The 26,692-nt window shown below is 64.5% G+C and carries 30 protein-coding genes; 8 read left to right on the top strand and 22 right to left on the bottom strand.

Annotated features, from left to right (window positions below):
* The first annotated feature begins 30 nt into the window (after positions 1 to 30).
* Positions 31 to 1,005, top strand: a complete 975-nt coding sequence (locus AC1DVS_RS00150) for an NAD(P)H-dependent oxidoreductase (protein WP_478019172.1) — start codon at positions 31 to 33, stop codon at positions 1,003 to 1,005.
* Between the two features lie 176 nt (positions 1,006 to 1,181).
* Here the strand turns inward: AC1DVS_RS00150 and AC1DVS_RS00145 are convergent, their stop codons facing one another.
* Positions 1,182 to 1,601, bottom strand: a complete 420-nt coding sequence (locus AC1DVS_RS00145) for a heavy metal-binding domain-containing protein (RefSeq protein WP_478019170.1) — start codon at positions 1,599 to 1,601, stop codon at positions 1,182 to 1,184.
* A gap of 105 nt (positions 1,602 to 1,706) precedes the next feature.
* Between AC1DVS_RS00145 and AC1DVS_RS00140 the strand changes: the two genes are divergently transcribed.
* Positions 1,707 to 2,357 carry a hypothetical protein gene (locus tag AC1DVS_RS00140; RefSeq protein ID WP_478019168.1) on the top strand — a complete coding sequence of 217 codons (651 nt, stop codon included), beginning with the start codon at positions 1,707 to 1,709 and terminating at the stop codon, positions 2,355 to 2,357.
* Positions 2,354 to 2,863, top strand: a complete 510-nt coding sequence (locus tag AC1DVS_RS00135; RefSeq protein ID WP_478019166.1) for a hypothetical protein — start codon at positions 2,354 to 2,356, stop codon at positions 2,861 to 2,863. The genes AC1DVS_RS00140 and AC1DVS_RS00135 overlap by 4 nt, the downstream gene beginning before the upstream one ends.
* A 71-nt stretch (positions 2,864 to 2,934) precedes the next feature.
* On the opposite strand, the gene pnp is transcribed toward AC1DVS_RS00135, so the two are convergent.
* The 13 genes from pnp to rimP form a co-directional block, all read right to left on the bottom strand.
* Entirely contained in the window at positions 2,935 to 5,313 is a 2,379-nt protein-coding gene (gene pnp / locus AC1DVS_RS00130; RefSeq protein ID WP_478019164.1) for a polyribonucleotide nucleotidyltransferase, read from the bottom strand.
* Positions 5,314 to 5,553: 240 nt separating this feature from the next.
* Positions 5,554 to 5,823 carry a 30S ribosomal protein S15 gene (gene rpsO, locus AC1DVS_RS00125; RefSeq protein WP_465171664.1) on the bottom strand — a complete coding sequence of 90 codons (270 nt, stop codon included), beginning with the start codon at positions 5,821 to 5,823 and terminating at the stop codon, positions 5,554 to 5,556.
* Between the two features lie 14 nt (positions 5,824 to 5,837).
* On the bottom strand, positions 5,838 to 6,851 hold the full coding sequence (gene truB / locus AC1DVS_RS00120) for a tRNA pseudouridine(55) synthase TruB (RefSeq protein ID WP_478021173.1): 1,014 nt from the start codon (positions 6,849 to 6,851) through the stop codon (positions 5,838 to 5,840).
* 7 nt (positions 6,852 to 6,858) lie between these two features.
* Complete coding sequence (locus tag AC1DVS_RS00115) at positions 6,859 to 7,542, bottom strand: site-2 protease family protein (RefSeq protein ID WP_478019162.1); 684 nt, start codon at positions 7,540 to 7,542, stop codon at positions 6,859 to 6,861.
* 47 nt (positions 7,543 to 7,589) lie between these two features.
* On the bottom strand, positions 7,590 to 7,961 hold the full coding sequence (locus tag AC1DVS_RS00110) for a DUF6491 family protein (protein WP_478021171.1): 372 nt from the start codon (positions 7,959 to 7,961) through the stop codon (positions 7,590 to 7,592).
* Positions 7,962 to 8,001: 40 nt separating this feature from the next.
* Positions 8,002 to 8,583, bottom strand: coding sequence for a thymidine kinase (locus AC1DVS_RS00105; RefSeq protein WP_478019160.1), 582 nt, complete (start codon positions 8,581 to 8,583; stop codon positions 8,002 to 8,004).
* A 3-nt stretch (positions 8,584 to 8,586) separates the two neighbouring features.
* Entirely contained in the window at positions 8,587 to 8,994 is a 408-nt protein-coding gene (rbfA, locus tag AC1DVS_RS00100) for a 30S ribosome-binding factor RbfA (protein ID WP_478019158.1), read from the bottom strand.
* Complete coding sequence (locus AC1DVS_RS00095; protein WP_478019156.1) at positions 8,991 to 9,395, bottom strand: hypothetical protein; 405 nt, start codon at positions 9,393 to 9,395, stop codon at positions 8,991 to 8,993. The genes rbfA and AC1DVS_RS00095 overlap by 4 nt, the downstream gene beginning before the upstream one ends.
* The gene (gene infB / locus AC1DVS_RS00090; RefSeq protein WP_478019154.1) at positions 9,395 to 12,100 is read right to left on the bottom strand and encodes a translation initiation factor IF-2; all 2,706 of its coding nucleotides are present in this window, start codon (positions 12,098 to 12,100) and stop codon (positions 9,395 to 9,397) included. Before infB ends, AC1DVS_RS00095 begins: the two co-directional genes overlap by 1 nt.
* A complete protein-coding gene (locus AC1DVS_RS00085) occupies positions 12,097 to 12,816 on the bottom strand; it encodes a DUF448 domain-containing protein (protein WP_478019153.1) in 720 nt (239 codons plus the stop codon). The genes infB and AC1DVS_RS00085 overlap by 4 nt, the downstream gene beginning before the upstream one ends.
* 195 nt (positions 12,817 to 13,011) lie before the next feature.
* On the bottom strand, positions 13,012 to 13,239 hold the full coding sequence (locus AC1DVS_RS00080) for a tautomerase family protein (protein WP_478019151.1): 228 nt from the start codon (positions 13,237 to 13,239) through the stop codon (positions 13,012 to 13,014).
* A 6-nt stretch (positions 13,240 to 13,245) separates the two neighbouring features.
* Complete coding sequence (gene nusA, locus AC1DVS_RS00075) at positions 13,246 to 14,862, bottom strand: transcription termination factor NusA (protein WP_478019149.1); 1,617 nt, start codon at positions 14,860 to 14,862, stop codon at positions 13,246 to 13,248.
* Positions 14,862 to 15,425, bottom strand: coding sequence for a ribosome maturation protein RimP (gene rimP / locus AC1DVS_RS00070; RefSeq protein ID WP_478019148.1), 564 nt, complete (start codon positions 15,423 to 15,425; stop codon positions 14,862 to 14,864). Before rimP ends, nusA begins: the two co-directional genes overlap by 1 nt.
* A gap of 224 nt (positions 15,426 to 15,649) precedes the next feature.
* Here rimP and AC1DVS_RS00065 point away from each other — a divergent pair, with 224 nt between their 5' ends.
* Positions 15,650 to 16,864, top strand: a complete 1,215-nt coding sequence (locus AC1DVS_RS00065; protein WP_478019147.1) for a PQQ-dependent sugar dehydrogenase — start codon at positions 15,650 to 15,652, stop codon at positions 16,862 to 16,864.
* Positions 16,865 to 16,868: 4 nt separating this feature from the next.
* Here AC1DVS_RS00065 and AC1DVS_RS00060 read toward each other — a convergent pair whose 3' ends face one another.
* The 3 genes from AC1DVS_RS00060 to AC1DVS_RS00050 are packed head-to-tail and all read right to left on the bottom strand — an operon-like array spanning position 16,869 to position 18,132.
* Positions 16,869 to 17,324, bottom strand: a complete 456-nt coding sequence (locus tag AC1DVS_RS00060; RefSeq protein WP_478019145.1) for a hypothetical protein — start codon at positions 17,322 to 17,324, stop codon at positions 16,869 to 16,871.
* Positions 17,321 to 17,698 (bottom strand): PaaI family thioesterase, encoded by a 378-nt coding sequence (locus AC1DVS_RS00055; RefSeq protein WP_478019144.1) that lies wholly within the window; start codon positions 17,696 to 17,698, stop codon positions 17,321 to 17,323. The genes AC1DVS_RS00060 and AC1DVS_RS00055 overlap by 4 nt, the downstream gene beginning before the upstream one ends.
* Positions 17,695 to 18,132 carry a PaaI family thioesterase gene (locus AC1DVS_RS00050; protein ID WP_478019143.1) on the bottom strand — a complete coding sequence of 146 codons (438 nt, stop codon included), beginning with the start codon at positions 18,130 to 18,132 and terminating at the stop codon, positions 17,695 to 17,697. The genes AC1DVS_RS00055 and AC1DVS_RS00050 overlap by 4 nt, the downstream gene beginning before the upstream one ends.
* A 140-nt stretch (positions 18,133 to 18,272) precedes the next feature.
* On the opposite strand from AC1DVS_RS00050, the gene AC1DVS_RS00045 reads away from it, so the two are divergent.
* Together AC1DVS_RS00045 and AC1DVS_RS00040 are read left to right on the top strand one after the other, a co-directional pair.
* Positions 18,273 to 19,814: an acyl-CoA synthetase gene (locus AC1DVS_RS00045; RefSeq protein ID WP_478019141.1), complete on the top strand. Its 1,542-nt coding sequence runs from the start codon at positions 18,273 to 18,275 to the stop codon at positions 19,812 to 19,814.
* 11 nt (positions 19,815 to 19,825) lie between these two features.
* A complete protein-coding gene (locus tag AC1DVS_RS00040; protein ID WP_478019139.1) occupies positions 19,826 to 20,608 on the top strand; it encodes a crotonase/enoyl-CoA hydratase family protein in 783 nt (260 codons plus the stop codon).
* On the opposite strand, the gene AC1DVS_RS00035 is transcribed toward AC1DVS_RS00040, so the two are convergent.
* The 3 genes from AC1DVS_RS00035 to AC1DVS_RS00025 all read right to left on the bottom strand — a co-directional run bounded on the left by AC1DVS_RS00035 (position 20,598) and on the right by AC1DVS_RS00025 (position 23,127).
* Positions 20,598 to 21,032: an acyl-CoA thioesterase gene (locus AC1DVS_RS00035; RefSeq protein ID WP_478019137.1), complete on the bottom strand. Its 435-nt coding sequence runs from the start codon at positions 21,030 to 21,032 to the stop codon at positions 20,598 to 20,600. The genes AC1DVS_RS00040 and AC1DVS_RS00035 overlap by 11 nt on opposite strands.
* 120 nt (positions 21,033 to 21,152) lie before the next feature.
* Positions 21,153 to 21,935: an SDR family NAD(P)-dependent oxidoreductase gene (locus AC1DVS_RS00030; protein ID WP_478019136.1), complete on the bottom strand. Its 783-nt coding sequence runs from the start codon at positions 21,933 to 21,935 to the stop codon at positions 21,153 to 21,155.
* 19 nt (positions 21,936 to 21,954) lie between these two features.
* Complete coding sequence (locus AC1DVS_RS00025; RefSeq protein WP_478019134.1) at positions 21,955 to 23,127, bottom strand: acetyl-CoA C-acetyltransferase; 1,173 nt, start codon at positions 23,125 to 23,127, stop codon at positions 21,955 to 21,957.
* Positions 23,128 to 23,233: 106 nt separating this feature from the next.
* Here AC1DVS_RS00025 and AC1DVS_RS00020 point away from each other — a divergent pair, with 106 nt between their 5' ends.
* On the top strand, positions 23,234 to 23,899 hold the full coding sequence (locus tag AC1DVS_RS00020; protein ID WP_478019132.1) for a nitroreductase: 666 nt from the start codon (positions 23,234 to 23,236) through the stop codon (positions 23,897 to 23,899).
* 146 nt (positions 23,900 to 24,045) lie between these two features.
* On the opposite strand, the gene AC1DVS_RS00015 is transcribed toward AC1DVS_RS00020, so the two are convergent.
* Positions 24,046 to 24,312 carry a hypothetical protein gene (locus AC1DVS_RS00015; protein WP_478019130.1) on the bottom strand — a complete coding sequence of 89 codons (267 nt, stop codon included), beginning with the start codon at positions 24,310 to 24,312 and terminating at the stop codon, positions 24,046 to 24,048.
* Positions 24,313 to 24,367: 55 nt separating this feature from the next.
* Positions 24,368 to 25,765 carry a DEAD/DEAH box helicase gene (locus AC1DVS_RS00010; protein WP_478019128.1) on the bottom strand — a complete coding sequence of 466 codons (1,398 nt, stop codon included), beginning with the start codon at positions 25,763 to 25,765 and terminating at the stop codon, positions 24,368 to 24,370.
* A gap of 425 nt (positions 25,766 to 26,190) precedes the next feature.
* Here AC1DVS_RS00010 and AC1DVS_RS00005 point away from each other — a divergent pair, with 425 nt between their 5' ends.
* The gene (locus tag AC1DVS_RS00005; RefSeq protein ID WP_478019126.1) at positions 26,191 to 26,541 is read left to right on the top strand and encodes a response regulator; all 351 of its coding nucleotides are present in this window, start codon (positions 26,191 to 26,193) and stop codon (positions 26,539 to 26,541) included.
* The last annotated feature ends 151 nt before the right edge of the window (positions 26,542 to 26,692 follow it).

Below are 26,692 nucleotides of genomic sequence, written 5' to 3'. Positions count from 1 at the left end.
CTGCGTTCCCTCCTCCCGAGGAGAAGCGCCATGGCCAATCCGTTCGCTATTGCCATCCTGGTCGGCAGCCTTCGTAGGGAGTCATTCAGCCGCAAGCTCGCCAACGCGCTGATCGAACAGGCGCCGAAAGAGCTCGCTTGCCGGATCGTCGAGATCGGCGACCTGCCGCTCTATAATGAGGATCTCGACGGTGACGCGCCACCCGCCGCTTGGAGCCGCTTCCGCGCGAACATCCGGCAGGCGGATGCGATCCTGTTCGTCACGCCCGAATATAACCGCTCGATCCCCGGCTGCCTCAAGAACGCGCTCGATGTCGGGTCCCGCCCCGAGGGAAAGAGTCTGTTCAGCGGCGTTCCCGCCGGTGTCGTCAGCGTGACGCCCTACAAACTGGGCGCGTTCGGCGCCAACCACGCGCTGCGCCAGACCTTCGTGTTCCTCGATATGCCGGTAATGCAGCAGCCCGAAGCCTATATCGGCGGCGCGGCCGACCTGTTTGACGCTCGCGGCAAACTCAAGTCCGACGAGACGAGAGACTTTCTCGCCAAATTCATGGCTGCGTTCAGCGCCTGGGTGAACACAGTGCGCGCAGGTTCGGGCGCGGCAGGGTTCGACGCCTTTCTGAAGCAGCGCGAGGCGATTGCCCTGGCCTATGTTAACGGCGACCCGGCACCGCTCGACGCGGTCGTGACCAGCCAGGACCCGGCCAGCTTCTTCCCGCCCAGGGGTGGTTCGGTACAGGGCGCGGCTGCGGTCGCATCCAGCTACCGCGAAGGTGCGGCGATGTTCGAGCCGCCGGGCACGGGCCGGCTGGAGATCGTCCAATCGGGCGCAAGCGGGGACCTCGCCTTCTGGACCGGTTTGCAGATCGCCGATGTTCATATGGGCGAGAAGAAGGAAACGACACCGATGAAGCTCCGCATCACGGAGGTCTTCCGCTTCGAACAGGGCGGCTGGAAGCTTGTCCTCCGGCACGCCGACATGGCGGACGATGAAGGCCAGAGATGAAGAGCGGACCCATCCCGAATGGGTTCCAATCGCCACATGATGTGGTCGGGCAGATCACGCGGTTCGCGACACGATGGCCCCGGGAACGAGTCGGTAGTTGGGGCTGGACCACCGCCCACCAAAGAGAAAGGGCCCGGTTTCCCGGGCCCCTCCCTTCTATCGGCTATAGGAAAGTCTCACTGCGCCGGTGCGGGCGCCGGCGGAGGTGTGAACTTGATAGCGGTGCCGGTGGCATTGGTCTTGCCCCAGCTGAAGGCGCTGACGTGCGAATCGCCGTATTTAGCGTTGATCACGGCGTCGGCCCCCAATTTTTCGGCGCGCTCCCAAAGCTCGGTATAGATTTTCTTCTGCGATGCTTCCTTGCTGAACACGGTGGCCTTGCGCACACCGGCCTCGACTGGACCGATCACGGTGTAAGGCCGATCAGTGATGTCATTTGGAAACACCGGCACGCCGACGTCTTCGTTCACGACAATATAGGTCTTGTGCTTCTCGCCGGCGATGCCCGGCTGCGCCAGGCTGAGTGCGGCAACGGCACCAAGAACGATCGAATTGAAACCCTTCATGATATCCCCCGGTTTGTTGGTGCCGCACATTGTCGCGTGCCCCCGAGTCGGTCAATGCCTTGATTTTACGCGGTTGGTCCTTGACGTGGAGTGGCACTAATGCTGGATTGAGCGATAAACCGGGGGGTGTCGAAAATGCTGTATCCAATAGCGGGCTATCTGGCGGCGATTGCCGTGACCGCGGCGCCGGTAGCGCAGCAGACGCTGCCAGCCTCGCCCGCGACCGGCCAGATGCCTGCGGGTTCGACCGTAACAACGACAGCAATTGTCTCTGCCCCCGTCGCGCCGGCCGGAACGGTTCTGCTCAAGCGGGACACGCCGATCCACCTGATGGTCATGAGCGAAGTGAGCACCAAGGAGCGCGGGATCGGCTATCGCTTCAAGCTGCGGGTCAATCAACCGGTCACGGTCGGTGGCGCGATCGTCGTTCCTGTCGGCACGCTTGCCTGGGGCGAGGTGACTTCGGCAACCTCCAGCGGCAATGTCGGCAAGTCTGGCACGCTCAGCGCCAAGCTGCTTCATGTCGATCTGAATGGCCTTTTCATTCCATTGACGGGCGAAACCCAGGCTGCGGGCAAAAACGGCACGGGTGACGCGGTCATGGCCGTCATGGCCCTTGGTGTGCTCGGCCTTTTCGCCAAGGGCAATAACGCGAAGATCAAGGCGGGCGAGCTGATGACCGGCTTCACCGCAGAAGATGCGCAGATTCCCGCCCCCGTGCCTTCTACCTCGGCCCAGGCGCCGGTTGCGGCGCCTCCCCTGGCGACGGCGCCTGCCCAGCCATGAGTCGCTCCCGCCGTGCGATCTGGCGCGTCGCCGCAATCGCGCTATGCTGTCTCGCGCCGTGGTCGCCGGCATGGCCGCAAACGCGCGCAACCACCTCGGTGACGATCCCCGCCGGAACCGAGATACCCCTTGCCACCCTCGCCGCGATATCTTCGAAGACAGCGGCAAAGGGAGACCTTTTCGACCTGGAGGTGACCCAGGACGTGATACGGGACGGGCATGTCCTCGTGCCCAAGGGCACGCGTGGAGTAGGCGAGCTTACCCGGGCGGAAACGTCCGGTTCGCTGGGGGTCGCTGGTGCCCTTGAGGGGCGACTCCTCTATATCACCATCGGCGACGACACGGTGAGGCTTGAGGGGCTGCTCGGCCGTCTGGGGAAGACCAGCACGGGCACCCTCGTCGCCGCGTTCATGATCACGCCTATCATCAAAGGCAAAAGCGCCACGATCCCCGCCGGGACGGCGGTGACCGGTATCGTCGAACATGAAGTGCTGATCGGGCGATAGAGCCGTCGTTTCCGATAAAAAAAGGGGCCCGGTTTCCCGAGCCCCTCTTTTTGTCCTTGCGGACGGGTTGTTTAGTCGCGGTCGCCGGTCAGGAAAGCCGGCGCGAACTCGGGCGCTGGGCCGTCGTCATTGCCGCCGCCCGAACGCTCGGGACGCGGGCCACGGTCACCGCCACCACCGCTACGGGGTCCACGTCCACCGTCACCATCGCGACGCGGGCCACGGGGACCACGATCGCCGCCGCCATCGCCACGCGGGCCACGGCCGCCGTCACCATCGCGACGCGGGCCGCGGGGACCGCGATCGCCACGATCACCGCCTTCGCGGGGCTCGCGGGCCGGACGGGTATCTTCCAGCTCGGCACCAGTCTCCTGATCGACGACGCGCATCGACAGGCGAACCTTGCCGCGCGGATCGATCTCGAGGACCTTGACCTTAACGGCCTGGCCTTCGCTCAGCGCATCGCTGACCTTCTCGACGCGCTCGTTCTTGATCTCGGACACATGGACGAGACCGTCCTTGCCACCCATGAAGTTCACGAACGCACCGAAATCGACCAGGTTGACGACCTTGCCGTCATAGATCTTGCCGACTTCGGCTTCCTCGACCAGGCCCTTGATCCACTTGATCGCCGCATCGATCTGCGCCGAATCCGAGGAGCTGACCTTGATCACGCCCTCATCGTCGATGTCGACCTTGGCGCCGGTGGTGGCGACGATCTCGCGGATCACCTTGCCGCCGGTACCGATGACATCACGGATCTTCGACTTGTCGATCGTGATCGTCTCGATCCGCGGGGCATGAGCCGAGAGCTCTTCACGGGTGTGATCGAGCGCCTTGGCCATCTCGCCGAGGATGTGGGTGCGGCCTTCCTTGGCCTGGTTGAGCGCAACCCGCATGATCTCTTCGGTGATGCCGGCGATCTTGATGTCCATCTGCATCGTGGTGATGCCCTCGGACGTGCCGGCGACCTTGAAGTCCATGTCGCCGAGGTGATCCTCGTCGCCAAGGATGTCGGACAGAACGGCGAAGTCCTTGCCTTCCAGGATCAGGCCCATCGCGATGCCCGAGACCGGGCGCTTCAGCGGCACGCCGGCATCCATCATCGACAGCGAACCGCCGCACACCGTCGCCATCGACGACGAGCCGTTCGACTCGGTGATGTCGGAGAGAACGCGGATCGTGTAGGGGAACTCTTCCTTCGACGGCAGCACAGGGTGCAGCGCGCGCCAGGCGAGCTTGCCGTGCCCGACTTCACGACGGCCCGGCGCACCGAAGCGGCCGACTTCACCGACCGAATAGGGCGGGAAGTTATAGTGAAGCATGAAGTGCTCGTAGGAGAGACCGGTCAGGCCGTCGATCATCTGCTCGCTGTCGCGCGTGCCGAGGGTCGTCGAGCAGATCGACTGGGTCTCGCCGCGCGTGAACAGGGCTGAGCCGTGCGTGCGCGGCAAGAAGTGCACCATTGCCTCGATCGGACGGATCTGGGTGGTGGTGCGGCCGTCGATGCGCTGGCCGTCCTTGAGGATGGCGCCGCGGACGATCTCGGCTTCCAGCTTCTTCATCAGCTTGCCGGCTGCCATCTGGTCCTGCGGGGCTGCGTCGGCGAATGCCGCCTTGCCCTTGGCGCGTGCCTCGTTGAGCAGGCCCGAACGCTTGGACTTGTCGGTCACCTTGTAGGCGGCGGCGATGTCCTTGCCGATCAGCTTCTTCAGCTTGTCCTTGGCGGCCGAGAGATCAGCCTGTTCGGCCATTTCCCACGGATCCTTGGCTGCCTGCTCGGCGAGCGAGATAATCGCGCCGACGGCTTCGCGGCACGCCTTGTGAGCGAACTGCACAGCGCCGAGCATCACGTCTTCCGACAGCTCCTTGGCTTCGGACTCGACCATCATCACGGCGCCATTGGTGGCGGCGACGACGAGGTCGAGATCGCCTTCCTTGGTCTGCTCGAGGGTCGGGTTCAGGATATACTCGCCGTCGATATAGCCGACGCGTGCTGCGCCGATCGGGCCCATGAAAGGCACGCCCGAGATGGTCAGGGCTGCGGAAGCAGCGACCATCGCCAGCACGTCAGGCTCGTTCTCGCCGTCATAGCTCAGCACCTGGGCGATGACGTTGATCTCGTTGTAAAAGCCTTCCGGGAACAGCGGGCGGATCGGGCGATCGATCAGGCGGCTCGTCAGAGTCTCCTTTTCGGTGGCGCCGCGCTCACGCTTGAAGAAGCCGCCGGGGATGCGGCCCGAAGCCGAGAATTTTTCTTGGTAGTGGACGGTGAGGGGGAAGAAATCCTGGCCCTCTTTCACCGAACGCGCGGCGGTGACCGCGCAGAGAACGACGGTTTCGCCGAGCGTCGCAATGACGGCGCCATCGGCCTGGCGGGCAACGCGGCCCGTTTCCAACGTGAGGGTCTTGCCGCCCCACTGGATGCTTACAGTTTTCGTATCGAACATTTTATTTCCTTCAACTCCGGCCGCCAAATGCGTGCCGGGGCCTATGTGCGGGCTAAGCCGGCCCGCGCGGTTTGAGGTCTTTTATGGCCTCGGAACGATCGGCCGAATTGCTTCTCGTTCATGTTCCCCGTGATCGGGGTCCAGTCTCTGGGATTGAGCTGGGAGCCCCGCTGTCGCGGGGTATGTTAATCCCGGCGGTGGGCCGGGATGAAAAAACGGCGCCACAAGGGCGCCGTTGTTTTACTTGCGAAGGCCGAGTTTCGCGATGAGATCGGTATAACGCTGACCATCCTTGTGACGGAGATAGTCGAGCAGCGACCGACGCTTGTTGACCATCATCAGCAGCCCGCGGCGCGAATGATTGTCTTTCTTGTGGTCCTTGAAGTGCTCGGTCAGGTTGCGGATGCGCTCAGTGAGGATCGCGACCTGGACTTCGGGGGAACCCGTATCGCCTTCGGCGCGGGCATGATCCTTGACGAGCGCTTCCTTGCGCTCTTGCGTAATCGACATCGGTTTCCTTTCAATCAGAGGTTGAAACCACGGACGACACGAACCTCGCGGTCCTGAACTTCCACCAGAGCGACCGGAACATCGTCCGATATCGCGAAGCGGAGGCCATCGTCTGCGGCGATCCCGATCAACACCCGCCCCTGTCGGAGCAGCCCTGCCTGATCGGGGGTGAGGGATAGAGCCGGGATGTCGTCCAGCCCCGCCCTCAATGGCAGGAGTTTGTCTTCAAGGGCGCGCCCATGGCCGAGTTCGGCCAGTTTGTCCAGCGATATCGAGTCCGCCAGGATGAACGGGCCGGCCTTGATACGGCGAAGCATGGTGACGTGACCAACCGTTCCGAGGGCCAACGCGATGTCGCGCGCGAGGCTTCGGATATAGGTGCCCTTCGATACATGGGCGGTGAGGGTGACGTCTTCAAGTTCCTCCCCGGAACGGGGAGGGGGACCGCGCTCTTGCGCGGTGGAGGGGCTTGGAGCGCGAGGCAGACGTTCCGCGCTCCAAGCCCCTCCACCACCCGCTGAAGAAGCGGGCGGTCCCCCTTCCCGTGCCGGGCAGGAACTTGAGGAACTTAGCGCGTGGATGACAACGGCCCGGCTCGCCAGCACGACCTCTTCACCAGCCCGTGCCAAATCATAGGCCCGTCGGCCGTCGACTTTCAGCGCCGAATAGGCGGGCGGTATCTGCTCGATAGGGCCAGTGAAGCGCGGCAATATCGCTTCGACATCGGCGAAGGTGGGCCGAACATCCGACGTGGCGATCTCGACGCCTTCGCCGTCGAGCGTGTCGGTCTGCATGCCGAATGCGATGGTGAACGCGTAGATCTTGTCGCTGTCGAGCATCCGCCCGGCAAGCTTCGTCGCCTCGCCGATCGCGATCGGCAGCACGCCCGAKGCGAGCGGATCGAGCGTGCCGCCGTGCCCGACCTTGAGCTTCGGATAGCCGCCGGCTCTCAGCGCGCGCTTGACCGCTGAGACACCCTGGGTCGAGCCCAGGCCGACCGGCTTATCGAGGATGATCCAGCCATGCATCAGCGCGTCAGGCTTGAATGCCGGCGATGCCGAGGAGGAGCCGGACAAGCGCTTCAGCTGGCGGCCCTATTACCCACTCCACCACATTCGCTGCCGGCAAGATCGTCGGGAGGACGACCAGCAGGAGCAGCATCACCGGAAAGGCGTAACGGGCCAGCTGACCATATTGACGGGCGAGGGGGCGCGGCAACAGCCCCTCGACGACGTGACCGCCGTCAAAGGGCGGGATCGGCAACAAATTGAACAGCGCAAGGAAGACGTTGATCAGGATGAAGTTGAACAGGTTGTCGAACAGGAACTGGATTCCCCCGCTGGGAGGGGCGATGGGCAAGAGACGGGTAAAAGCAGCGAGCACCAGGGCGCCGATCATTGCCAGTGCCAGATTCGTCGCGGGGCCCGCGACGGCCACGATTATCATGTCGCGCCGCGGGTTTCGCAGCTGACTGGCAACCACCGGCACTGGCTTGGCCCAGCCGAAGACAGGCAGGTTCGCGATGGCGAGACTGAGCGGCACGAGGATCGTGCCAGCCGGATCGACATGGCGAAATGGATTCAGGCTCAGCCGGTTCAGGCGGCGCGCGGTGGGATCGCCGAGCGCGCTCGCCACCCAGCCATGCGCGACCTCATGGAAAACGATCGCGATGACGAGTGGGATGATCCAGATTGCGGCGGAATAAACGAGACTGCTCATCGACTGCATTTAGGGGTGCGGGCCGCGATGCGCCAGCGCAGCGCGGCTCAGCCCTTGTGTTTGGCCTTCTTGACCTTCGGCGGCGGCCCGCTCGTCACCAGCTCGTCGATCCGACACTCGTCGCCATCGACGAGCAGCGACCCATATTTGTCGAGCGAGCTGCCGCCCCGCGTCTTTACACCGATCCGCGTGGCGTACGACAGGCCGAGGCAGAGGCCCATGATCGTGGCGTGGTACCATTTCCGGCTGCGGTCCTGGAGATAGACCGCATGGTCACCATCGGCCTGGAAATCCTCGATGCCGCGCATGTCGACGAAGGGGATAGAGGCGGGTTTGCCATATGTGGGTGGCGGCGTTTGTGCGAGCGCCGCGCCACCGGCCAAGGCCAGGAGGGGAATGACCAACAGGCTGCGAATCATCACGCTCTTGCTCCTCGACAAACCGACTGAAGAGGGCACTTTATCGTACTGCGGCTGTACGCTCGATGAAGTGGCGCCGGCACATCGCGACATAACGATCATTGCCGCCGATCTCGGTCTGGGCACCTTCGCGCACCGCCTGGCCATCGGCATCGACGCGCATGTTCATCGTCGCCTTGCGACCGCATTCGCACACGGATTTGATCTCGATGAGCGCGTCGGCGATCGCCAGCAGCCGGGCCGAGCCTTCGAACAATTCGCCCTGGAAATCGGTGCGCAGGCCGTAAGCAAGGACGGGAACGCCGTCGAAATCGGCGAGACGGGCGAGCTGATCGACCTGGCCTGCGGTCAGGAACTGGGCTTCGTCGACCAGCACACAGGCCGGGGGCGCCTCGCCGTCGCGGCGGACGATCGCGGCCAGATCGGTATCGCGTTCAAAGGCAATGGCATCGGTGCCGAGCCCGATCCGTGACGTGACGGTGCCCGGGGTGAAGCGGTCATCGATCGCCGCCGTGAACAGGACAGTCCGCATGCCGCGCTCGCGATAATTGAAATCGGCCTGGAGCAGGTTGGTCGATTTGCCGGCGTTCATCGAGGCATAGTAGAAATAGAGCTTGGCCATCGATCAGTCGTCACTGCTCTCAGGAGGCTCCAGATCGCGCGCCACGTGCGGGTCCTTGAGCAGCTTGTCGATATGGCTGCCTTCGTCGAAGCTCTCATCGGCGAGGAACTTCAGCTTGGCGGCGAACCGCATCTGCACCTTGGCCGCGACCTCGCGCTGGAGATAGGCGGTGTTGGTGCGCAATGCCTTCAGCACCGCTTCCTCATCCTTGCCGAGCAATGGCTTGATGAAGGCCGTCGCGTGCCGCAGGTCCGGTGACATGCGGACCTCGGTGACGGTCACCATATGCTTCGCCAGCGTTTCGTCATGCACATCGCCGCGCGCGAGGATGTCGCTCAGCGTATGGCGCACCTGCTCGCCCACGCGGAGCAGGCGGACTGTACGGGCTTCGGGGGTGTCGGCTGGTCTCATCGTGCCACCATACATTCAGCGGGGATATTCATCCCCGAAATTGTGAAGTCCCGGTAGGTGATGGCGACCGGGTCGCCGCCCCATCGCGGCTGCCATTGCTTTTCCATCGTCACCGGCAACCCGCCGAGATGGCTGATCGTCAGCGCCCGCGGGCCGGTCCAGTTGAGGATGACACAGCCCCGCAGATGCGCCCGGTAGACCATATGGCGCGAGAAGAGCCGGCTCGATTCGAGGAACACATAGGTGTCCTTCCGCTCCAGCACCGGCGCATCATATTCAACCGTCGCGGTGTAGCGATGGTCGGGCGATTGAGCGCTGCGCCACGCGATAGTCGGCTCGCCGCAGCCGGCCAGCACCAGGCCGAGGCCCAATGCTGCGGCCGACCGCGTCGTGATAGCCATTACAGCGTCCGTTCGCGCAACTCGACTTCATAGGTTTCGAGAAAGTCGCCCGGCTTGATGTCGGTGTGGCTTGCGAAGGTGACGCCGCATTCCAGACCAGCCCGAACCTCGGGCACATCATCCTTGAAGCGCCTGAGCGACGCGATCTCGCCATTGTAGATGATGACGTCGTCGCGCGTGATGCGAGCCTTCAGGGCCTTGCGGATAAAGCCCTCGGTGACGAGCAGGCCAGCGGCGCGGCCATGCTTGCCGGCCGAGAAGACCTCGCGGATTTCGGCGCGGCCGACGACCGTTTCGAAAGCCTCGGGGCCGAGCTCGCCCGCCATGCCCGCCCTGATCTCGTCGATCAGGTCATAGATCACGTCATAATATTTGAGCGCGACCTTCTGGCGTTCGGCGATTTCGCGTGCCTTGGCATTGGCGCGGACGTTGAAGCCGATGATCGGCGCGCCCGATGCCCCCGCGAGAGTGACGTCGCTCTCGGTGATGCCGCCGACACCGGCGTGCAGCACGCGCGCCTTGATGTCGTCCGTCGAGATCTTGTTGATCGAACTGACGATCGCCTCGACCGAGCCTTGGGTATCGGCCTTGACGACGAGCGGATATTCGATCGCCTGCTTGTCCTTGAGCGCGGAGAACATGCTCTCCAGGCTGGCCGGAGCCGATGTGGTGCGCTTGCTGGTGATCACGCTCTGACGATATTCGGCGACCTCGCGGGCGCGTGCTTCGTTCTCGACCACCGACAGCGGATCGCCCGCACGCGGCACGCCGGACAGGCCGAGCACCTCGACCGGCATTGCCGGGCCGGCTGCCTTGATCTGCTGGCCCTTGTCGTCCGTCATCGCGCGGACCTTGCCGCTCTCGGCGCCGACCACGAAGATGTCGCCGACCTTCAGGGTGCCGCGGTTGACGAGGATCGTCGCGACCGGGCCACGACCCTTGTCGAGCTTCGCCTCGATGACAGTGCCCTCGGCGGGGCGATCCGGATTTGCCTTCAGCTCGAGCAGTTCGGCCTGGATCTGGATCTTCTCGATCAGCTCGTCGAGACCGGTCCGCTTGAGCGCCGAGACCTCGACGTCCTGGACGTCGCCCGACATTTCCTCGACCACGACTTCATACTGAAGCAGCGCCTCGCGGACCTTTTGCGGATTGGCCTCAGGCTTGTCGATCTTGTTGATCGCCACGATCATCGGCACGCCGGCCGCCTTGGTGTGGTTGATCGCCTCGATCGTCTGCGGCTTGAGACCGTCATCGGCCGCCACCACCAGCACGACGATGTCCGTCACATTGGCGCCGCGCGCGCGCATTTCGGTGAACGCTTCGTGGCCAGGCGTATCGAGGAAGGTGATCTTCGACTTGTCCTTCAACGTCACCTGATAGGCGCCGATATGCTGGGTGATGCCGCCGGCCTCGCCCTTGACGACATCGGTGCCCCGGAGCGCGTCGAGCAGCGAAGTCTTGCCGTGATCGACATGGCCCATGATCGTGACGACCGGGGGACGCGGCACGGCGCCTTCGTCGGTATCGTCGGCCGTCTCGATTGCGAGATCGATATCCGAATCGCTGACGCGCGTGATGTTGTGGCCGAACTCGGTGACGAGCAACTCGGCGGTGTCCTGATCGATTGTTGCGTTGATCGTGACGGGCATGCCCATCTTGAACAATGCCTTGACCAGGTCAGCGCCCTTTTCCGCCATGCGGTTGGCGAGTTCCTGGACGGTGATCGCCTCAGGCACGACGACGTCACGGATCTGCTTGGCCTGCGCCTCGCGCGGGCCGCCCATCCGGCGATGTTCCTTCTCGCGGGCACGCTTGAGCGCGGCGAGGCTGCGGGCGCGCGCGCCGTCACCATCGCCAAGGGCGCGGTTGACGGTGAGCTTGCCCGCGGTGCGGCGGTCGTCACCCTTGCGGTCGCGAAGCTGCGGACGCGAGGGGCTGTCATTGGAAGGCACGCCGAGACCAGGAGCGGGGCGCTTGGGCGCGGCAGTTGCCGCACCGCTGGTGGGTGCGGGCGCTGGCGTGCTCGGCGCCGCGACGGGCGCGGGCGGCGGGCGCGGGCGTTCAGGGCGCGCTACGGGTGTGAAACGGCGCGGCGCGGGCATGCTGGGGTCGAGCTGAACGCTGATCGGGGCCGGCGGAGCAACGGGTGCGACTGGCTCTGGAGCTGCGGCGACGGGCGCCGCGGCTTCGACCGGCGCTGGCTGCGCTTCGGGCTTGGCTTCAGGCTCGGCTGCAGGCTGCGGGGGCTGTTCGGGCGCGGCGGCTGAATCGGGAGCATCGCCGGCACGGCGACTTTCCTCGGCGCGGCGGCGCTCTTCCTCAGCTGCCTCGCGGCGCTGGCGCTCCTCGCGGCGGCGATTTTCCTCCAGTGCGTTCATCCGCGCTTCGTCGGCTTCCCGCAGGCGCTTCGCCTGGAGTTCCTGGCGCGAGAGCAGGGAGTCGCCGGGTGAGGTCGGCGCCGGGCGCGGCGGTTCGGGCGCGCGCGCGACGGGCGCGGCGACTGGCTCGGGTGCTGCCTCCTCGATATGGGGCGCTTCGGTTTCGCCCGGACGGCCGAGGATACGGCGGCGCTTCACTTCCACAATCACGGTGTTCGAGCGGCCATGGCTGAAGCTTTGCTTCACCTTGCCCGTTTCGACCGTCTGCTTCAGCCCCAATGGCGGGCGCGGAGCCAGTTTCGGCTTTTCGTTGTCGGTATCGCTCACTCAAATTCCTCGTAGGTCTCGTCGGGCGCGCCAGCTCCCGGGACGTGTAATTCAGGCGCCGATGCGCCCTGCGAGGCCGTTTCGCAAGGCGCAGATATTGGGTCAGGGCCGATAAAATGCAGCCAGCGGTGGAGCGCTTCGCCCACTCGCCTCGCCGCATCGGGATCAGTCAGGCCTACATGTACCACATTTTGGCGGCCTAGTGCCACGGCCAATATGGTGCGTGGGACAGGCAGTGCCAAGCCCCGCACATCCTCGCCTTCACGATCGGTGCCGACGCGCCAGGCCTGGTCGAGCTTGCGGTTGCCGTCAGTGCCGGCATCGCAGGCGTGCAGCAGCAATTGGAGCTTACCAGACCGCGCCGCGGTCTCGATCTTCTCGGCACCGGTCAGGAGCCCGCCGGACCGCGATTCGAGGCCAAGGCGATCGAGCGCGGCGCGTTCGAGCGCTGATTCGATCAGCGCCGGCAGGTCGTCTGGGATCAGCACCGGCCCGGTCTTGAAGGCACGCGCGAGCGCGCCCTTCAGCTTGCCCTTGGCGATCGCGGTTTCGAGCTCGGCGCGGGTCACGCCGATCCACGCGCCGCGGCCCGGCGCCTTGGCGCGGACATCGGGGAGGACATGGCCCTCGGGCGACAGCGCGAGTCGCACCAGCGCATGCCGCGGCGCGCGGTCGCCGAGCAGGATGCAGCGGCGGATGGGGTCGGCGGCGGTCATAATATAAGCCCCTCCCCTTCAGGGGAGGGGTTGGGGTGGGGGAGTGCGGACACTTGTCCGATCTCGCTACCATCACGTCCAGCCCAAAGCATCGCGTCGGGCATCGAGCCCGCTGCGTTGCTGCCCCACCCCTTGCCCCTCCCCTGAAGGGGAGGGGTTGAGTAGAGACTCGTACCTGTCTGAAGCCCTAGCGCCTCATACTGAGGGAACCGCATGCGCGTCCTCCCTCTTCGGCGCGTCGCGGTCAGCGATCAGCTGGCCACCTGCGCCGTAATTCTCCGTAGAGACTTCCTCGATCACGATCTGCACCGCAGCCGGATTCTTGCCGAGACGCGTGACCAGCGAAGCGGTCACGTCAGCGACGATCCCCGCTTTCTGGTCGTGCGTCGCGGTACCCGCGATCCGGATGCTGACAAATGGCATGGGTGCTTATGCTTCCTCGGCCGGAGCTTCGGCGTCTGCGGCCGGAGCCTCCTCATCCTCGAACCAGTGCGCGCGCGCGGCCATGATGATCTCGTTGCCCTGCTCTTCGGAGAGGTTGTACTCGCCGAGCACGCCGCCCTTGTCCTCGGGGCGCTTTGGCGCATCCTCGGCGCGGCGGCGCGGTTCCTGACGCTTCTTCTGGATCAGCTCGTCAGTCGCCAGATCGGCGAGATCGTCGAGCGTCTTGATCCCCGCCTTGCCGAGCGTGACCAGCATCGCCTCGGTCAGATACGGAATGGTGGAAAGATCGTCGGATACGCCCAGTTCGCGACGGGTGGCGCGATTGGCTTCCTCGCGGCGCTCGAGCGCCTCGGTCGCGCGGCTCTGCAGCTCGGCGGCGAGATCCTCGTCAAACCCTTCGATCGCGGCGATTTCAGCGGCCTCGACATAGGCGACTTCTTCCAGAGCGCCGAAACCTTCGGCGACCAGCAGCTGGGCCAGCGTCTCGTCGACGTCGAGCTCGGTCTGGAACATCTCGGTGCGCTCGAGGAATTCCTTCTGGCGCTTCTCCGAGGCGTCGGCCTCGGTCAGGATATCGATCGCCTTGCCGGTCAGCTGGCTGGCGAGGCGGACATTCTGGCCGCGACGGCCAATCGCGAGGGAAAGCTGATCGTCGGGAACGACGACTTCGATGCGGTCTTCTTCCTCGTCGATCACCACGCGCGACACAGATGCCGGCTGCAGCGCGTTGACGACGAAGGTCGCGGTGTCAGGCGACCAGGGGATGATGTCGATCTTCTCGCCCTGCATTTCCTGTACGACTGCCTGGACGCGGCTGCCCTTCATGCCGACGCAGGCGCCGACCGGATCGATCGAGCTGTCATGGCTGATCACGCCGATCTTCGCGCGCGAACCCGGATCACGGGCGGCTGCCTTGATCTCGATGATGCCGTCGTAAATCTCAGGCACTTCCTGAGCGAACAGCTTCTTCATGAAGTCGGGATGCGCGCGGCTGAGGAAGATCTGAGGGCCGCGATTCTCGCGGCGCACATTGAGGATCAGCGAGCGGATGCGGTCATTGACGCGCACCACTTCGCGCGGGATCTGCGCGTCGCGGCGGATCACGCCTTCAGCGCGGCCGAGATCGACCACGACATGGCCGAACTCCACGCGCTTCACCACGCCGGTGATGATCTCGCCCATCCGATCCTTGAACTCTTCATATTGGCGCTCGCGCTCGGCATCGCGGACCTTCTGGAAGATCACCTGCTTGGCGGCCTGCGCTGCGATTCGGCCGAACTCGATCGGCGGCAGCGGATCGACGATATAGTCGCCGACCACGGCGCCCGGCTGGAGCTTCTGCGCTTCCTTCAGGTTCACCTGCTTGAAATAGTCATCGACTGCCTCGACCACTTCGACGACGCGCCACAAGCGAAGATCGCCGGTGTTGGCGTCGAGCTTGGCGCGAATGTCGTTTTCGGCGCCGTAGCGGGCGCGAGCGGCGCGCTGGATCGCGTCCTCCATCGCCTCGATCACGATCGCGCGATCGATCATCTTCTCGGTGGCGACCGCGTTCGCGATCGCAATCAATTCTGCCTTGTTGGCGGAAACGGCAGTTGCCATCAGTCTTGCCCTTCACTCTGGTTCAGGTTGGCGCTTTCGAGCGCCTCGTCTTCGAATTCGTCGGCGCCTTCAGTGGAAAGCGGCCGGGTGGATGCAATCAGCGCGTCAGTCAGGAGCAATTTGGCATCGGCGACCTGGCCGAAACCGATTGTCATCGCCTCATGCTTTTTCACATCGATCGTGATGCGATCGCCCTCGACGCCCTTGAGCACGCCGGTGAGCTGCTTGCGGCCCTCGACTGGCGCGGTCAGGAAGATGCGCGCTTCATGGCCGGCCCAATCGGCAAAGTCGCTGAGTCGGGTCAGCGGCCGGTCGATGCCCGGGGAGCTGACTTCGAGCCGATAGGCCTCCTCGATCGGATCCTTCTCGTCGAACAGGTCGGAAACCCGGCGCGACAGCGCGGCGCAATCGTCGATCGTCAGCTGGCGCGTGTCGGGCCGCTCGGCCATCACCTGCAGGGTGATGTCGCCGGCCGCGCCGAACAGCTTCACACGCACGAGATCAAAGCCGAGGGCTTTCGCCTCGGGCTCGATCATCCGTGTCAGCTGCGCGATATCCGCCATCGAACTCCAAACATGCCTTTTCGCCGCCGGGACCGTGTGGCCCCGACCTCTTCACCCATAACGATGTAGAGAATGTGAGAGCGATATACGGCGGACCGGGTGATTGGGCAAGAGGCTCGAATCGCATCTCGCCTCACGCTCCGATCGATCCTATAGGATGTGAAGGAACGCGGCTTTGCGATGGCCGTTGTCGTCACGATGCGCGATCGAGAGAGGCGCCTGCTATGATCCGATTCCCGACCTGTGCACTCCTGCCTTTCGCCGCATTGATCGGCGCGGGCTGCTCCGGCACCTCAAGTGCCGCCCAGAACGCGACTGCACCGGTATCGATGGAGCTCCCCGAAAACGCCCCGCTCGACCCGTCGCTCAAGAATGTCCCGGCGACCACCGGACGCGCCAATCTGACGCCGACTGCGCCACCCTTCACTATCACGCGGATCGGCCAGTTCGACTCGCCCTTCGCCATCGCGTTCCTGCCCGACGGACGGCTGCTCGTGACCGAAAAAGGCGGGCACCTCAAACTTCGCGCCGCTGATGGCAGCGTGACCGAGATCTCCGGCGTGCCGGCCGTCGCGCAGGTCAACCAGGGTGGGTTGCTCGACGTGGCGATCGCGCCCGATTTCGCCGCCAGCAGGCGAATCTATATCAGCTATTCAGAGCCGCGAGCGCAAGGCAGCAGCCTTGCGCTCGCGACCGCGTCGCTTGGCGCGAACGGCCTCGACAAGCTGCGGGTGATCTGGCGCGCCGGGTCGGATGGCCCGGGCGGCCAATTCGGTGCGAACATCGCCTTCGCACCCGATGGTAAATCGCTGTTCCTGTCCTCGGGCGAGCGTCAGCGGTTCACCCCGGCTCAGGACCCCGATCAGGCATTGGGCAAGATCCTGCACCTCACCCTCGACGGCAGGCCAGCACCCGGCAATCCGATGGAATCGGCCGGCGGCGTGCGGGCGGCGACATGGTCGAGCGGCCACCGCAACCCTTATGGCTTGTCCTTCGATTCAGCCGGTCGCCTGTGGGAGACCGAGATGGGTCCAAGGGGTGGCGACGAACTCAACCTCATCCTGCCGGGCAAAAATTACGGCTGGCCGATCGTTTCCAATGGCGACAATTATTCTGGCCAGCCGATCCCCGATCATCCGAGCCGTCCCGATCTCGAGGCGCCGAAGCTCTGGTGGAATCCGTCTATCTCACCGGGCGGATTGATTATCTATTCGGGCGACATGTTCCCGGCCTGGAGGGGATCGGCCTTCATCGCAGCGCTTTCGGGCAACGCGCTGATCCGGGTGACGCTGAACGGCACTACCGCCGCACCGGCCGATCAATGGAAGATGGGCATGCGCATCCGCGACGTCGCCCAGGCGCCCGATGGCGCGATCTGGCTGATCGAGGATGGCAAAGGCGAGAATGGCCGCCTCTTCCGGATCACGCCAAAGAGCTGATCCGTCAGAAGCGGAGCGACGCAAGTTTCGCGTCGGCTTCGGCTACACCGGGATTGCCGGGTTTGCCGGTCAGGCGCTCGAAGACATCATCGAGAGGGGCATAGCGATCGCGCGCCTGGATCCAGAAGGCTCGAGCGGTTTCATTGTCGCCCAACGCCTCGGCATGGAGTGCCGCGCTGCGCAAAGCATTGGCCACATCGAGCGGCTGAGCGTCCGGGGTTGCCCGGTACAAGGTCAACATCTCGGTGATAGATTCGGAGGCCTCCCCGGCATTGCCGGCGGCAACCAGGATATCCGCCAGATGCCTGATCGCATGCGCGAGCGCGGCGCGATCCCCGACGTCGCGAAGCAAGGCCACCGCACGGCGTTGCTGGAGCAGGGCATCGTAGAAATCGCCCGCATCGCGGGACTGCTGCGCTGCCGCGGCATAGGTTGCGGCTTGTTGGCGCCGGTCAGTCACGGCCGCGCAATCAGATAGTTCATACGCGCCGCCGCGATTGGTCGGGTTGGGTCGTCCTGCCAGGCGCTCGCCTCGACATTGGCGACGCGGGTGCCGAGCCGGGTGACGATGCCTTTTCCATAGGTCGGCTTGTCGCGGCCGCCGCGCATGAAGTCGACTGTCACATTGATCGGCTTGATCCGCCCACCACCTTCATCGGCGAGCGCGTGCCGAAGCGCGACGATAGCCGCTACTTCCATGAGGCCGCTGATCGCGCCGCCATGGAGGAAGCCGGGGCGACCGAGCACGGCCTGGCCGAACGGCATCATCAACATGGCTTCGTCATCAGCATCGACGGTAAGGCCGAGCAGCTCGGCATAAGGCGGCAGCTTCACTGATAGCCCTCCAATGCCATGAAGGTGCCGGCGACATGTGCGAGCGGATCATCGGGGTCGCCGTCATGCGCCTGGCCGCGCACGAACGCGATCGACCGCGTGATGCGATAGCATTCGCCGCGCCCGATAACTGTCTTGCCCGGTGTGGCGGGCCGCAGATAATCGACGCGCAGATCAAGCGTGGCATGCGCGCGGAAAGTGCCGAGCTTCAGCCAGACCGACAGGCTGGTCGCCATGTCCATCATCGATAAAATCGGGCCGGACGCGATGACGCCGCTCTCCGGATCGCCGATCTGCTCAGGATTATAAGGCAAGCCCAGCTCCACCCAGTCCGGACCGTGCGCGCGGTAGAGCAGGCCCAGGCGATGGCCGTGCCCACTTACGCCGTCGCGCAGGTAATTCTCCAGTGCGGGGAAGCTCGACTGCGTGCTCATTCCTCTCCGCTCTATACATGCAAAGACCGAGGACAAGATGGAACGAGGACAAGACGGCGTCTTTCTCGTGGATTAGCTGATTGCCGCGCCCGTCGGCAGAGTCTAGCTTCAGTTTCAAAGAACAACCAATGGAGAGGCGGATGCATCCCAGCGTCCATGGCGCCGAGACGCCGGACAAGCCGGCGCTGATCGTCGCCGAAACCGGCGAGACAGTGAGTTTCGCCGAGTTGGACAGGCGATCCAATCGTGCCGCGCATTTGTTTCGGGCGCAGGGATTGAAGGCCGGCGACACCATCGCCCTGTTCGTCGAGAATATGCCCGAACTCTTCGATATCGTCTGGGGCGCGCAGCGCAGCGGCCTGTTCTTCGTCTGTATCTCGACCAAGCTGACCGCGACCGAGGTCGCCTATATCGTTCGCGACAGCGATGCGAAGCTGCTCGTTGCTTCGGCGGGGCTCGGCGCGGTTGCGGCGGAGCTCACAGGCGATCTCGGCGACACCGCGCTTTTCGCGCTCGGCGGCGACATACCTGGATGGGCGCGCTGGGAAGAGGCCGTTGGCGGAATGCCGGAGACGCCGATCGCTGATGAGCGCGCTGGCGCCGACATGCTCTATTCCTCAGGCACGACGGGGCGGCCAAAGGGCGTGCGGGTCGCGCTGCCCGAGGATCCGAACATCACCGCGCCGACCGTCCTCGCGGCGCTGGCCAGCGGGCTGTACGGGATAGGGGCCGATACGATCTATCTAAGCCCGGCGCCCCTCTATCACGCAGCGCCCTTGCGCTGGTCGATGACTGTCCAGCGGCTCGGCGGCACGGTCGTGATGATGCGGCGTTTCGATCCGCTCACGGCGCTTGCTGCGATCGAGCGCTATCAGGTGACAGCGAGCCAATGGGTTCCGACCCATTTCGTGCGGATGCTGAAATTGAGTGAGGCTGAGCGTGGCCGGTACGATCTCTCCTCGCTCAAGGTCGCGATCCATGCCGCCGCGCCGTGCGCGATTCCCGTTAAGGAAGCGATGATCGCCTGGTGGGGCCCGGTATTGTTCGAATATTATGCCGGCTCCGAGGGGAATGGCCTCACCACGATCAATTCGGAGCAATGGCTGACGCACAAGGGTTCGGTCGGCAAGGCGGCTTATGGCGTCCCCCATGTGTGCGGCGAAGACGGCACCGAGCTCGGCACAGGCGAAGAAGGGTTGGTCTATTTCGAAGGCGGCGGGCAGTTCGAATATCATAATGATCCGGCCAAGACCGCCGAGGCGAAGAATGCGAAGGGATGGACGACGCTCGGCGATATCGGCCGGCTCGATGAGGACGGCTATCTCTATCTGACGGATCGCAAGAGCTTCATGATCATTTCGGGCGGGGTGAATATCTATCCGCAGGAAATCGAGAACCGGCTGATCACCCATCCCCGCGTCGCCGATGTGGCGGTGATCGGCGCGCCCGACCCCGAGATGGGCGAGCGGGTGGTCGCGGTGGTGCAGCCGGTCGATATGGCCGAAGCGACGCCGGAATTCGCGGCAGAGCTGACCGCCTGGTGCCGTGCTGAACTATCGGGGGTGAAGACGCCGCGCCAGATCGACTTTGCCGAGGAATTGCCGCGCCATGCGACGGGCAAGCTCTACAAGCGCCTGCTCCGCGACCAATATTGGGGCGTCGGCGGCGGGCGGATCGTATGAGGGAGAACCAAATGAACGACCGCGTTTCGATCACTATCGCCGATCATATCGCCGATGTGCGCCTCACCCGCCCGGAGAAAATGAACGCGCTCGATCCGGCGATGTTTCAGGGGATTGCGGACGCGATCGACCAGCTTGCCGGCATGGCGGACGTGCGCGTCGTCGTCCTTTCCGGCGAAGGGCGCGGCTTTTGTGCGGGGCTCGATATGGTCAGCATGGCCGGGGGCGGTTCCGGGCTGAACCTCGCCGACAGATGGCCGAACGGTGCCAATCTGGTCCAGCAGGTCAGCTGGGGATGGCGCACCCTGCCGATGCCGGTGATTGCTGCGGTACACGGCGTCGCGCTCGGCGGCGGCTTTCAGATCATGTCGGGTGCCGACATCCGAATTGCGGCGCCGGGCACTCGCTTCGCGATCCGCGAGCTGCATTGGGGGCTGGTGCCCGATATGGGCGGCTTCCCGCTGTGGCGGAGCCTGGTTCGGGACGATGTGCTACGCGAACTCACCTTCACCGCGCGCGAATTCGATAGCGAGGAGGCGGCGCGGCACGGTTTCGTCAGCCATATCGCCGATGATCCGCGCGCCGCGGCAATGACCCTCGCCGAGGAGATCGCAACGCGCAATCCGCACGCGGTGCGCGGTGCCAAACGGCTGTGCAACCTCGCGCACGATGCTGATCCGGTCGCGATGCTCGAGGCGGAAACGGTCGAGCAGTTGAAGGTGATCCGTCAACCCAACCAGGTCGAAGCGGTGATGGCGAATATGGAGAAGCGGGTGCCGGTGTTCAGGGATTAGCACGCACGCGGTGCTTCTCGAGCGCGGCCCGGAAGTCGTCCGGGAGCGCGGTCGCGCCGGTGGCCCCACTCATCACGACCACGGTGTCGCTGGTGGCGATCACCGCGCCACCCTGGAAGGCCGCTGACAGAATCTGCCAGCTCCGCGTACCGATCTCGCCGATCCCGCTCGCGATCTCGACATCGGCCGGGAATTTTCCCTCAGCGATATAATTGATCTCAACCTGTGCGATGAGCCAGCGATGATCCCGCCAACCCGCCAGCCCCATCGACTGGTTGAAACGCACCCGGCCGCTTTCGAACAAGGCCGCCATCGCGACATTGTTGATATGGCCAAGCGTATCGAGATCCTGAAAGCGGGTCTGGATCGTCTCGCTATGAGGATATCTGGCTGGGTCGAGCCGCCAGGGATCAGGACGGGGCATTCGTATTCCTTGTCCCCCTCCCGCTTGCGGGAGGGGCTAGGGGAGGGCGTGTCAGCAAAGGGATGCGCCTTCGACAGGCCCTCCCCCAACCCCTCCCGTAAACGGGAGGGCAGTTAAGCGTCACCGAGGCGCCATGCGAATCGCGCCGTCGAGCCTCACATCCTCGCCGTTGAAATAGCTGTTCTCGATCATCGTCAGCGCTAGATTGGCATATTCGGGCGCATTGCCGAGCCGCTTGGGGAAAGGCACCGATGCGGCGAGATTGTCCTTCACTGCCTGCGGCGCGCCCTGCATCAGCGGCGTGTTGAAGATGCCGGGCAGAATGGTGTTGACGCGAATCCCTTCGTTCATCAGGTCCCGCGCGATCGGCAGGGTCATGCCGACAATCCCGCCCTTGGACGCGGAGTAAGCCGCCTGGCCGATCTGGCCGTCCTCGGCCGCGACCGAGGCCGTCATCACGATCGCGCCGCGCTCATCATCCTCGCCGGGATCGAGGGTCAGCATCCCCGCCGCCGATTTGGCGACGCAGCGGAAGGTGCCGATCAGGTTGATCTGGATGAGCCAGTCGAACGCCGCGAGGCTGAAATGCTTGATCGACCCGTCTTCCTTGGATCGGCTCGCTGTCTTCATCGCGTTGCCGGTGCCGGCGCAGCAGACGAGCACGCTCTCCTGGCCATTGGCCGCCCTCGCTTTGGCGAAGCCCGCATCGACGCTCTCATCGGAGGTCACGTTCACTTCGCAGAAAATGCCGCCGATATCGGCCGCAACCTTCTCGCCCTTCTCCGCCTGAAGATCGAAGATTGCGACCTTCACACCCTTTGCGGCCAGTGCCCGCGCGGTTGCCTCGCCGAGGCCGGAAGCGCCGCCGGTGACGACGGCTGCGATATCATTGTCGAGTTTCATATGGGTCTCCGTCGAAAGATCAAAGTCGCTCGATGATCGTGACATTGGCGATGCCGCCGCCCTCGCACATCGTCTGCAGCCCGTAGCGACCGCCGCGCTTGCGCAGTGCATGGACCAAAGTCGCCATCAGCTTGGTGCCCGAGGCGCCGAGCGGGTGGCCGAGCGCGATCGCGCCGCCATTGACGTTGATCTTCGCCGGATCGCCGCCGACATGCTTGAGCCAGGCGAGCGGCACCGGCGCGAACGCCTCGTTGACTTCGTAGAGATCGATATCCTCGATCCGCATCCCCGCGCGCTTCAGCGCCCGGTCAGTCGCGAACAGCGGCTCCTCGAGCATGATGACAGGATCGCCGCCGGTGACGGTGAGGTTATGGATGCGCGCGAGCGGGGTCAGGCCGTGATCCTTGAGCGCCTTTTCGCTGACGATCAGCACCGCACTGGCCCCGTCGCAAATCTGGCTGGCATTGGCGGCCGAGATGCAGCCACCTTCCTGGATCAGCTTGACCGAGCCGATCGATTCGAACGTCGCGTCATAGCGAATACCCTCGTCGACTGTGTGGAGGACAGTGCCTTCAGGCGTCTCGATCTCGAGCCCGACGATCTCCTCGTTGAAGTCGCCGCGCTGAGTGGCGGCCGCCGCGCGGCGATGGCTCTCGAGCGCATAGGCATCGAGCTGCGCGCGGTCGAAGCCATGCTTCTTCGCCACCATTTCGGCGCCCATGAACTGGCTGAACATCAGGCCGGGATATTTCTCCTCGAGCAGGGGCGATTTATAATTGCCGAGGCCCTCCTTCATGAACAGCATCGCGGTCGAGCCCATCGGCACGCGCGTCATGCTCTCGACGCCAGCGGCGATGACCATGTCCTGCGTGCCCGACATCACTGCCTGCGCCGCGAACTGGATCGATTGCTGCGACGATCCACACTGGCGGTCGATCGAGACGGCGGGAACGCTGTCGGGGAGGTTCTTTGCGGCGAGCACGGCATTGCGCCCGACCTGACCCGCCTGCTGCCCGCCCTGCATGACGCAGCCCATGACGACGTCGTCCACGGCCGCGCCGTCTATGCCGGTTCGGGCGACGACAGCGTCGAGCACGCTCGCCGCCATATCGACCGGATGCCATCCCGCGAGCTTGCCTCCCCGCTTGCCGCCAGCGGTCCGCACCGCCTCCACGATATAGGCCTCGGCCATGCTCGACTCTCCATTGCGTTCGTCTTTATGAGCCACTCTTGCCCAATCGCGGCGGGTCGGCAAGGGTGCGAGCACATACCCGATCATCGAATCCTGGAGCTTCTCAATGAATGTGACGGAGGCCGTAGCGGCACGGCGATCGGTGCGGGGATTTCTCGACACACCCGTCGATCCGTCGATTTTGAAAGCAATCGTGACAAAGGCTGCGCGTGCCGCGACCGGCGGCAATCTGCAGCCGTGGCACATCGATCTGGTCACCGGCGAGTCGCTCGCGGCGTTCAAGGCCATCATGATGGCAAAGCTGATGGCGGGCGAGGTCGAGGATCCTGCTTATGCAATCTATCCGCCCCAGCTGACCGCTCCCTATCGCGACCGGCGCTTCGCCGTCGGTGAGGCGATGTATTCCGAACTCGGCATTCCGCGTGAGGACAAGGCGGCGCGGCGGATGTGGTTCGCGCGCAACTTCCAGTTCTTTGGCGCGCCGGCGGCGTTGTTCTGCACGGTCGACCGGCAGATGGGGCCGCCGCAATGGGCGGATCTCGGCATGTATCTGCAGAATGTAATGCTGCTGGCGGTCGAGGCCGGACTCGCGACCTGCGCGCAGGAATGCTGGGCGATGTACCCTGAGACGATCACCGGCTTTCTCGGCACGCCGGCTGAGCGGATGCTCTTCTGCGGAATGGCGATTGGGTACGAGGATGTAGAGGAGCCGGCCAACCGGCTGCGCAGCACGCGGGCGGCCGAGGAGGAATGGCTGACAGTACGCGACTGATTCACACACCCCCCGTTGTCATCCCCGCGAAAGCGGGGACCCATCTCCCACGGCTAACCACAAGTAACCGGAGCATTTGGCGCAAGCGGCAGGAGCTGGGTCCCCGCTTTCGCGGGGATGACAGCTAGGAGAGAGTACTGGTGCAATCAGAGCACCACCGTATCCGGCTTCGCCTCTTCGATCGCGGCCAGGACCATCCGCTCCCACACCGCCGGATCGCCTGCCGCCGCCATCGCCTCATCGGGCGCGCGCAGCGTGTGCAGGACGGCGACGGCGTCGCTCAGATGATGGGACCAGCTGCGCTCGACCAGGTCGGCTGCGGATTCCTCATCACCTTTCGCGTTGGCGCTGATGCGCTGGCCCGCAAGGACGCGGGCGATGCGTTCGACGGCAGGGGTGGTGGCGACGTCCATGCTGGTCTCCTCGGATTCTCACCCGGTTCAACCATCAGGGCGCCGCCTGTATCCCTCAGCCAGCGGCAGGCGAGCGGCGACCGCCACCCGAATGCTGGCGGCGCGGACCGCCGCCACCGGGGCGACCTGCGCCACTAGGACGGCCGGCGCCCTGAGGACGGCCAGCGCCATGTGGACGCGCGGCACCTTCGGGGCGAGCGCCCGTCGGGCGTGCGGCGTGCGTCGCGCGGGGCGGTGCACGGTGACGGCCGGACTCGTCGCGGCGACGATCGTCGACGTCGGAACCGGCGGGGCGTGCTGCCTTGATCCGCGCTGCCTCAGCGGTAAAGCCTTCGGGAAGCGGCATCGGGGTCGGCTTCACGCGAGTGAGCCGCTCGATATCGCGGAGATAGGACTTCTCATCATCGGCGCAGAAGCTGATCGCAACGCCCGATGCGCCGGCACGCGCGGTGCGGCCGATGCGGTGGACATATTGCTCGGGCACATTAGGCAGCTCGAAGTTGATGACATGGCTGACACCCGACACGTCGATGCCGCGCGCGGCGATATCGGTCGCGACGAGGATCTTGGCCTTGCCCGATTTGAACTCGGCCAGGGCACGCTCGCGCTGCGGCTGGCTCTTGTTGCCGTGGATCGCGTTGGACGCGATGCCGTTATGGCCGAGCAGCTTCACGACCCGGTCGGCACCATGCTTGGTGCGCGTGAAGACGAGGCAACGCTCGACCTCGGGGTTCTGGAGCAACATGGTCAGCAGCGCCTGCTTCTCGCCCTGGTTCACGAAGCTGACGAACTGGTCGACGCGCTCGGCGGTGGTCGAGACGGGCGCAACCTTCACGGTCGCTGGGTCCTTGAGGAACTGGTCGGCCAGCTCGCGGATCGCGTTCGGCATCGTCGCCGAGAAGAACAGGGTCTGGCGCTGCTTGGGCAGCATCCGGACGATCTTGCGCAGCGCATGGATGAAGCCGAGATCGAGCATCTGATCGGCCTCGTCGAGGACGAGGATCTCGAGCATCGCGAGGCTGACGAAGCGCTGCTCGATCAGATCGAGCAAGCGGCCGGGCGTCGCAACGAGGATGTCGACGCCGCGCGCCATATCCGTGCGGTTCTTGTTGATGCTGGTGCCGCCGAACACGGTTGCGACCGACATTTTCGAGAAGCGGCCATAATCGCGCGCACTGTCGGCGATCTGGCTGGCCAGTTCGCGGGTTGGCGCGAGCACCAGCATGCGGCAATGGGTGGGAAGCACCTTCTTGCCCTCATTGGTGAGGCGCTGGATCGACGGGAGGACGAAAGCGGCGGTCTTGCCGGTGCCGGTCTGGGCGATGCCGAGCAGGTCGCGGCCTTCGAGCAGGGTCGGGATCGACTGCTGCTGGATCGGGGTGGGTTTGGTATAGCCTTTGGCTTCGAGCGCGCGAACGAGCGGCTCGGCGAGGCCGAGATGTGCGAATGACATGAAAAAAACAGTCCAATATTAGCCGGGCTCGCGAGTCCGGCGGACGCACGAGTGGCGGGGGAGAATGACACCCCGCGTGAAAAGGGAAGCCCGTTAAAAACGACCGAGGCGGAGCTTGGACCTTGGGAGTCCGATCACGCTGCATGACGCCTCGATGGGCGGCATATGCATGTTGCGGTGCAAAATGTCAAGTTGAGGCCAGCGCTGGATTGCACGGCCGACCACGCCCACGGGTTGGAAATGTCATGCGGGTCAGGACATTTTCTCTCCTGTACAGAACATTGTACAGATGTGCGTAATTAGGCCTGACATGCCCCGGAATGGGCGCCGTGCGGCTGAAATCGCTGGAAAATGCCGAATAATCTCGCCTCGCTCGTACCCGTTTATCTCCATGGCGCGTTTGATCGAGGTTAGTGAGAATACCCATGTGTCACGTATTGATTATTGAGGACGAAGCCCTGATCGCACTCGATCTTCGGGACATGCTGTCCACGGCAGGCGCAACCAGCTTTTCCTTCGCCGAAACGGAGCGCGAGGCAGTCGATGCCGCGCGGATCCAGCGGCCTGATGTCATCATGTCCGACGTGATGCTCCGCGAAGGCACCGGGCCGCATGCGGTCGAGTCAATTCAAGGCGAGATGGGGCCGTTGCCGGTGATCTTCATCACCGCCACCCCGCAGGCTTGTGGCCCGAGCGGCCCCCTCTCCGTCATCCTCGGCAAGCCGATGATCAACGCGAGGGTCTGCGAGGCGTTTCGGGCGGCCATGCTGCATTGAATCTGTAGCAGCTGCAAAGTGTGGCGCGGTCTTGCAGACCTAGAGCTGAATTCGACCAGGTCGGACAGAAAGCTTCAGCCCCTCCCCTTCAGGGGAGGGGTTGGGGTGGGGGCGCGCGTCTGTGCGCTCAAAAAGACTCTTCACCCAGAGC

Source organism: Sphingomonas sp. P3_C5 (assembly GCF_056402635.1).
Note: the sequence above shows the minus strand (reverse complement) of the source record. Positions and strands in the feature narration are given on the sequence as shown.

Coding starts and splice junctions, on each gene's coding strand:
- AC1DVS_RS00095 (WP_478019156.1), bottom strand. CDS start 9,395: ATGGCTATCACGACGCGGTCGGCCGCAGCATTGGGCCTCGGCCTGGTG.
- AC1DVS_RS00135 (WP_478019166.1), top strand. CDS start 2,354: ATGAGTCGCTCCCGCCGTGCGATCTGGCGCGTCGCCGCAATCGCGCTA.
- AC1DVS_RS00085 (WP_478019153.1), bottom strand. CDS start 12,816: ATGACCGCCGCCGACCCCATCCGCCGCTGCATCCTGCTCGGCGACCGC.
- AC1DVS_RS00030 (WP_478019136.1), bottom strand. CDS start 21,935: ATGAAACTCGACAATGATATCGCAGCCGTCGTCACCGGCGGCGCTTCC.
- AC1DVS_RS00145 (WP_478019170.1), bottom strand. CDS start 1,601: ATGTGCGGCACCAACAAACCGGGGGATATCATGAAGGGTTTCAATTCG.
- AC1DVS_RS00110 (WP_478021171.1), bottom strand. CDS start 7,961: ATGATTCGCAGCCTGTTGGTCATTCCCCTCCTGGCCTTGGCCGGTGGC.
- AC1DVS_RS00105 (WP_478019160.1), bottom strand. CDS start 8,583: ATGGCCAAGCTCTATTTCTACTATGCCTCGATGAACGCCGGCAAATCG.
- AC1DVS_RS00035 (WP_478019137.1), bottom strand. CDS start 21,032: ATGCCCCGTCCTGATCCCTGGCGGCTCGACCCAGCCAGATATCCTCAT.
- AC1DVS_RS00045 (WP_478019141.1), top strand. CDS start 18,273: ATGCATCCCAGCGTCCATGGCGCCGAGACGCCGGACAAGCCGGCGCTG.
- rbfA (WP_478019158.1), bottom strand. CDS start 8,994: ATGAGACCAGCCGACACCCCCGAAGCCCGTACAGTCCGCCTGCTCCGC.
- rpsO (WP_465171664.1), bottom strand. CDS start 5,823: ATGTCGATTACGCAAGAGCGCAAGGAAGCGCTCGTCAAGGATCATGCC.
- AC1DVS_RS00065 (WP_478019147.1), top strand. CDS start 15,650: ATGATCCGATTCCCGACCTGTGCACTCCTGCCTTTCGCCGCATTGATC.
- nusA (WP_478019149.1), bottom strand. CDS start 14,862: ATGGCAACTGCCGTTTCCGCCAACAAGGCAGAATTGATTGCGATCGCG.
- AC1DVS_RS00010 (WP_478019128.1), bottom strand. CDS start 25,765: ATGTCATTCGCACATCTCGGCCTCGCCGAGCCGCTCGTTCGCGCGCTC.
- pnp (WP_478019164.1), bottom strand. CDS start 5,313: ATGTTCGATACGAAAACTGTAAGCATCCAGTGGGGCGGCAAGACCCTC.
- AC1DVS_RS00005 (WP_478019126.1), top strand. CDS start 26,191: ATGTGTCACGTATTGATTATTGAGGACGAAGCCCTGATCGCACTCGAT.
- AC1DVS_RS00080 (WP_478019151.1), bottom strand. CDS start 13,239: ATGCCATTTGTCAGCATCCGGATCGCGGGTACCGCGACGCACGACCAG.
- AC1DVS_RS00140 (WP_478019168.1), top strand. CDS start 1,707: ATGCTGTATCCAATAGCGGGCTATCTGGCGGCGATTGCCGTGACCGCG.
- AC1DVS_RS00150 (WP_478019172.1), top strand. CDS start 31: ATGGCCAATCCGTTCGCTATTGCCATCCTGGTCGGCAGCCTTCGTAGG.
- AC1DVS_RS00020 (WP_478019132.1), top strand. CDS start 23,234: ATGAATGTGACGGAGGCCGTAGCGGCACGGCGATCGGTGCGGGGATTT.
- AC1DVS_RS00050 (WP_478019143.1), bottom strand. CDS start 18,132: ATGAGCACGCAGTCGAGCTTCCCCGCACTGGAGAATTACCTGCGCGAC.
- AC1DVS_RS00040 (WP_478019139.1), top strand. CDS start 19,826: ATGAACGACCGCGTTTCGATCACTATCGCCGATCATATCGCCGATGTG.
- AC1DVS_RS00015 (WP_478019130.1), bottom strand. CDS start 24,312: ATGGACGTCGCCACCACCCCTGCCGTCGAACGCATCGCCCGCGTCCTT.
- rimP (WP_478019148.1), bottom strand. CDS start 15,425: ATGGCGGATATCGCGCAGCTGACACGGATGATCGAGCCCGAGGCGAAA.
- AC1DVS_RS00025 (WP_478019134.1), bottom strand. CDS start 23,127: ATGGCCGAGGCCTATATCGTGGAGGCGGTGCGGACCGCTGGCGGCAAG.
- AC1DVS_RS00115 (WP_478019162.1), bottom strand. CDS start 7,542: ATGAGCAGTCTCGTTTATTCCGCCGCAATCTGGATCATCCCACTCGTC.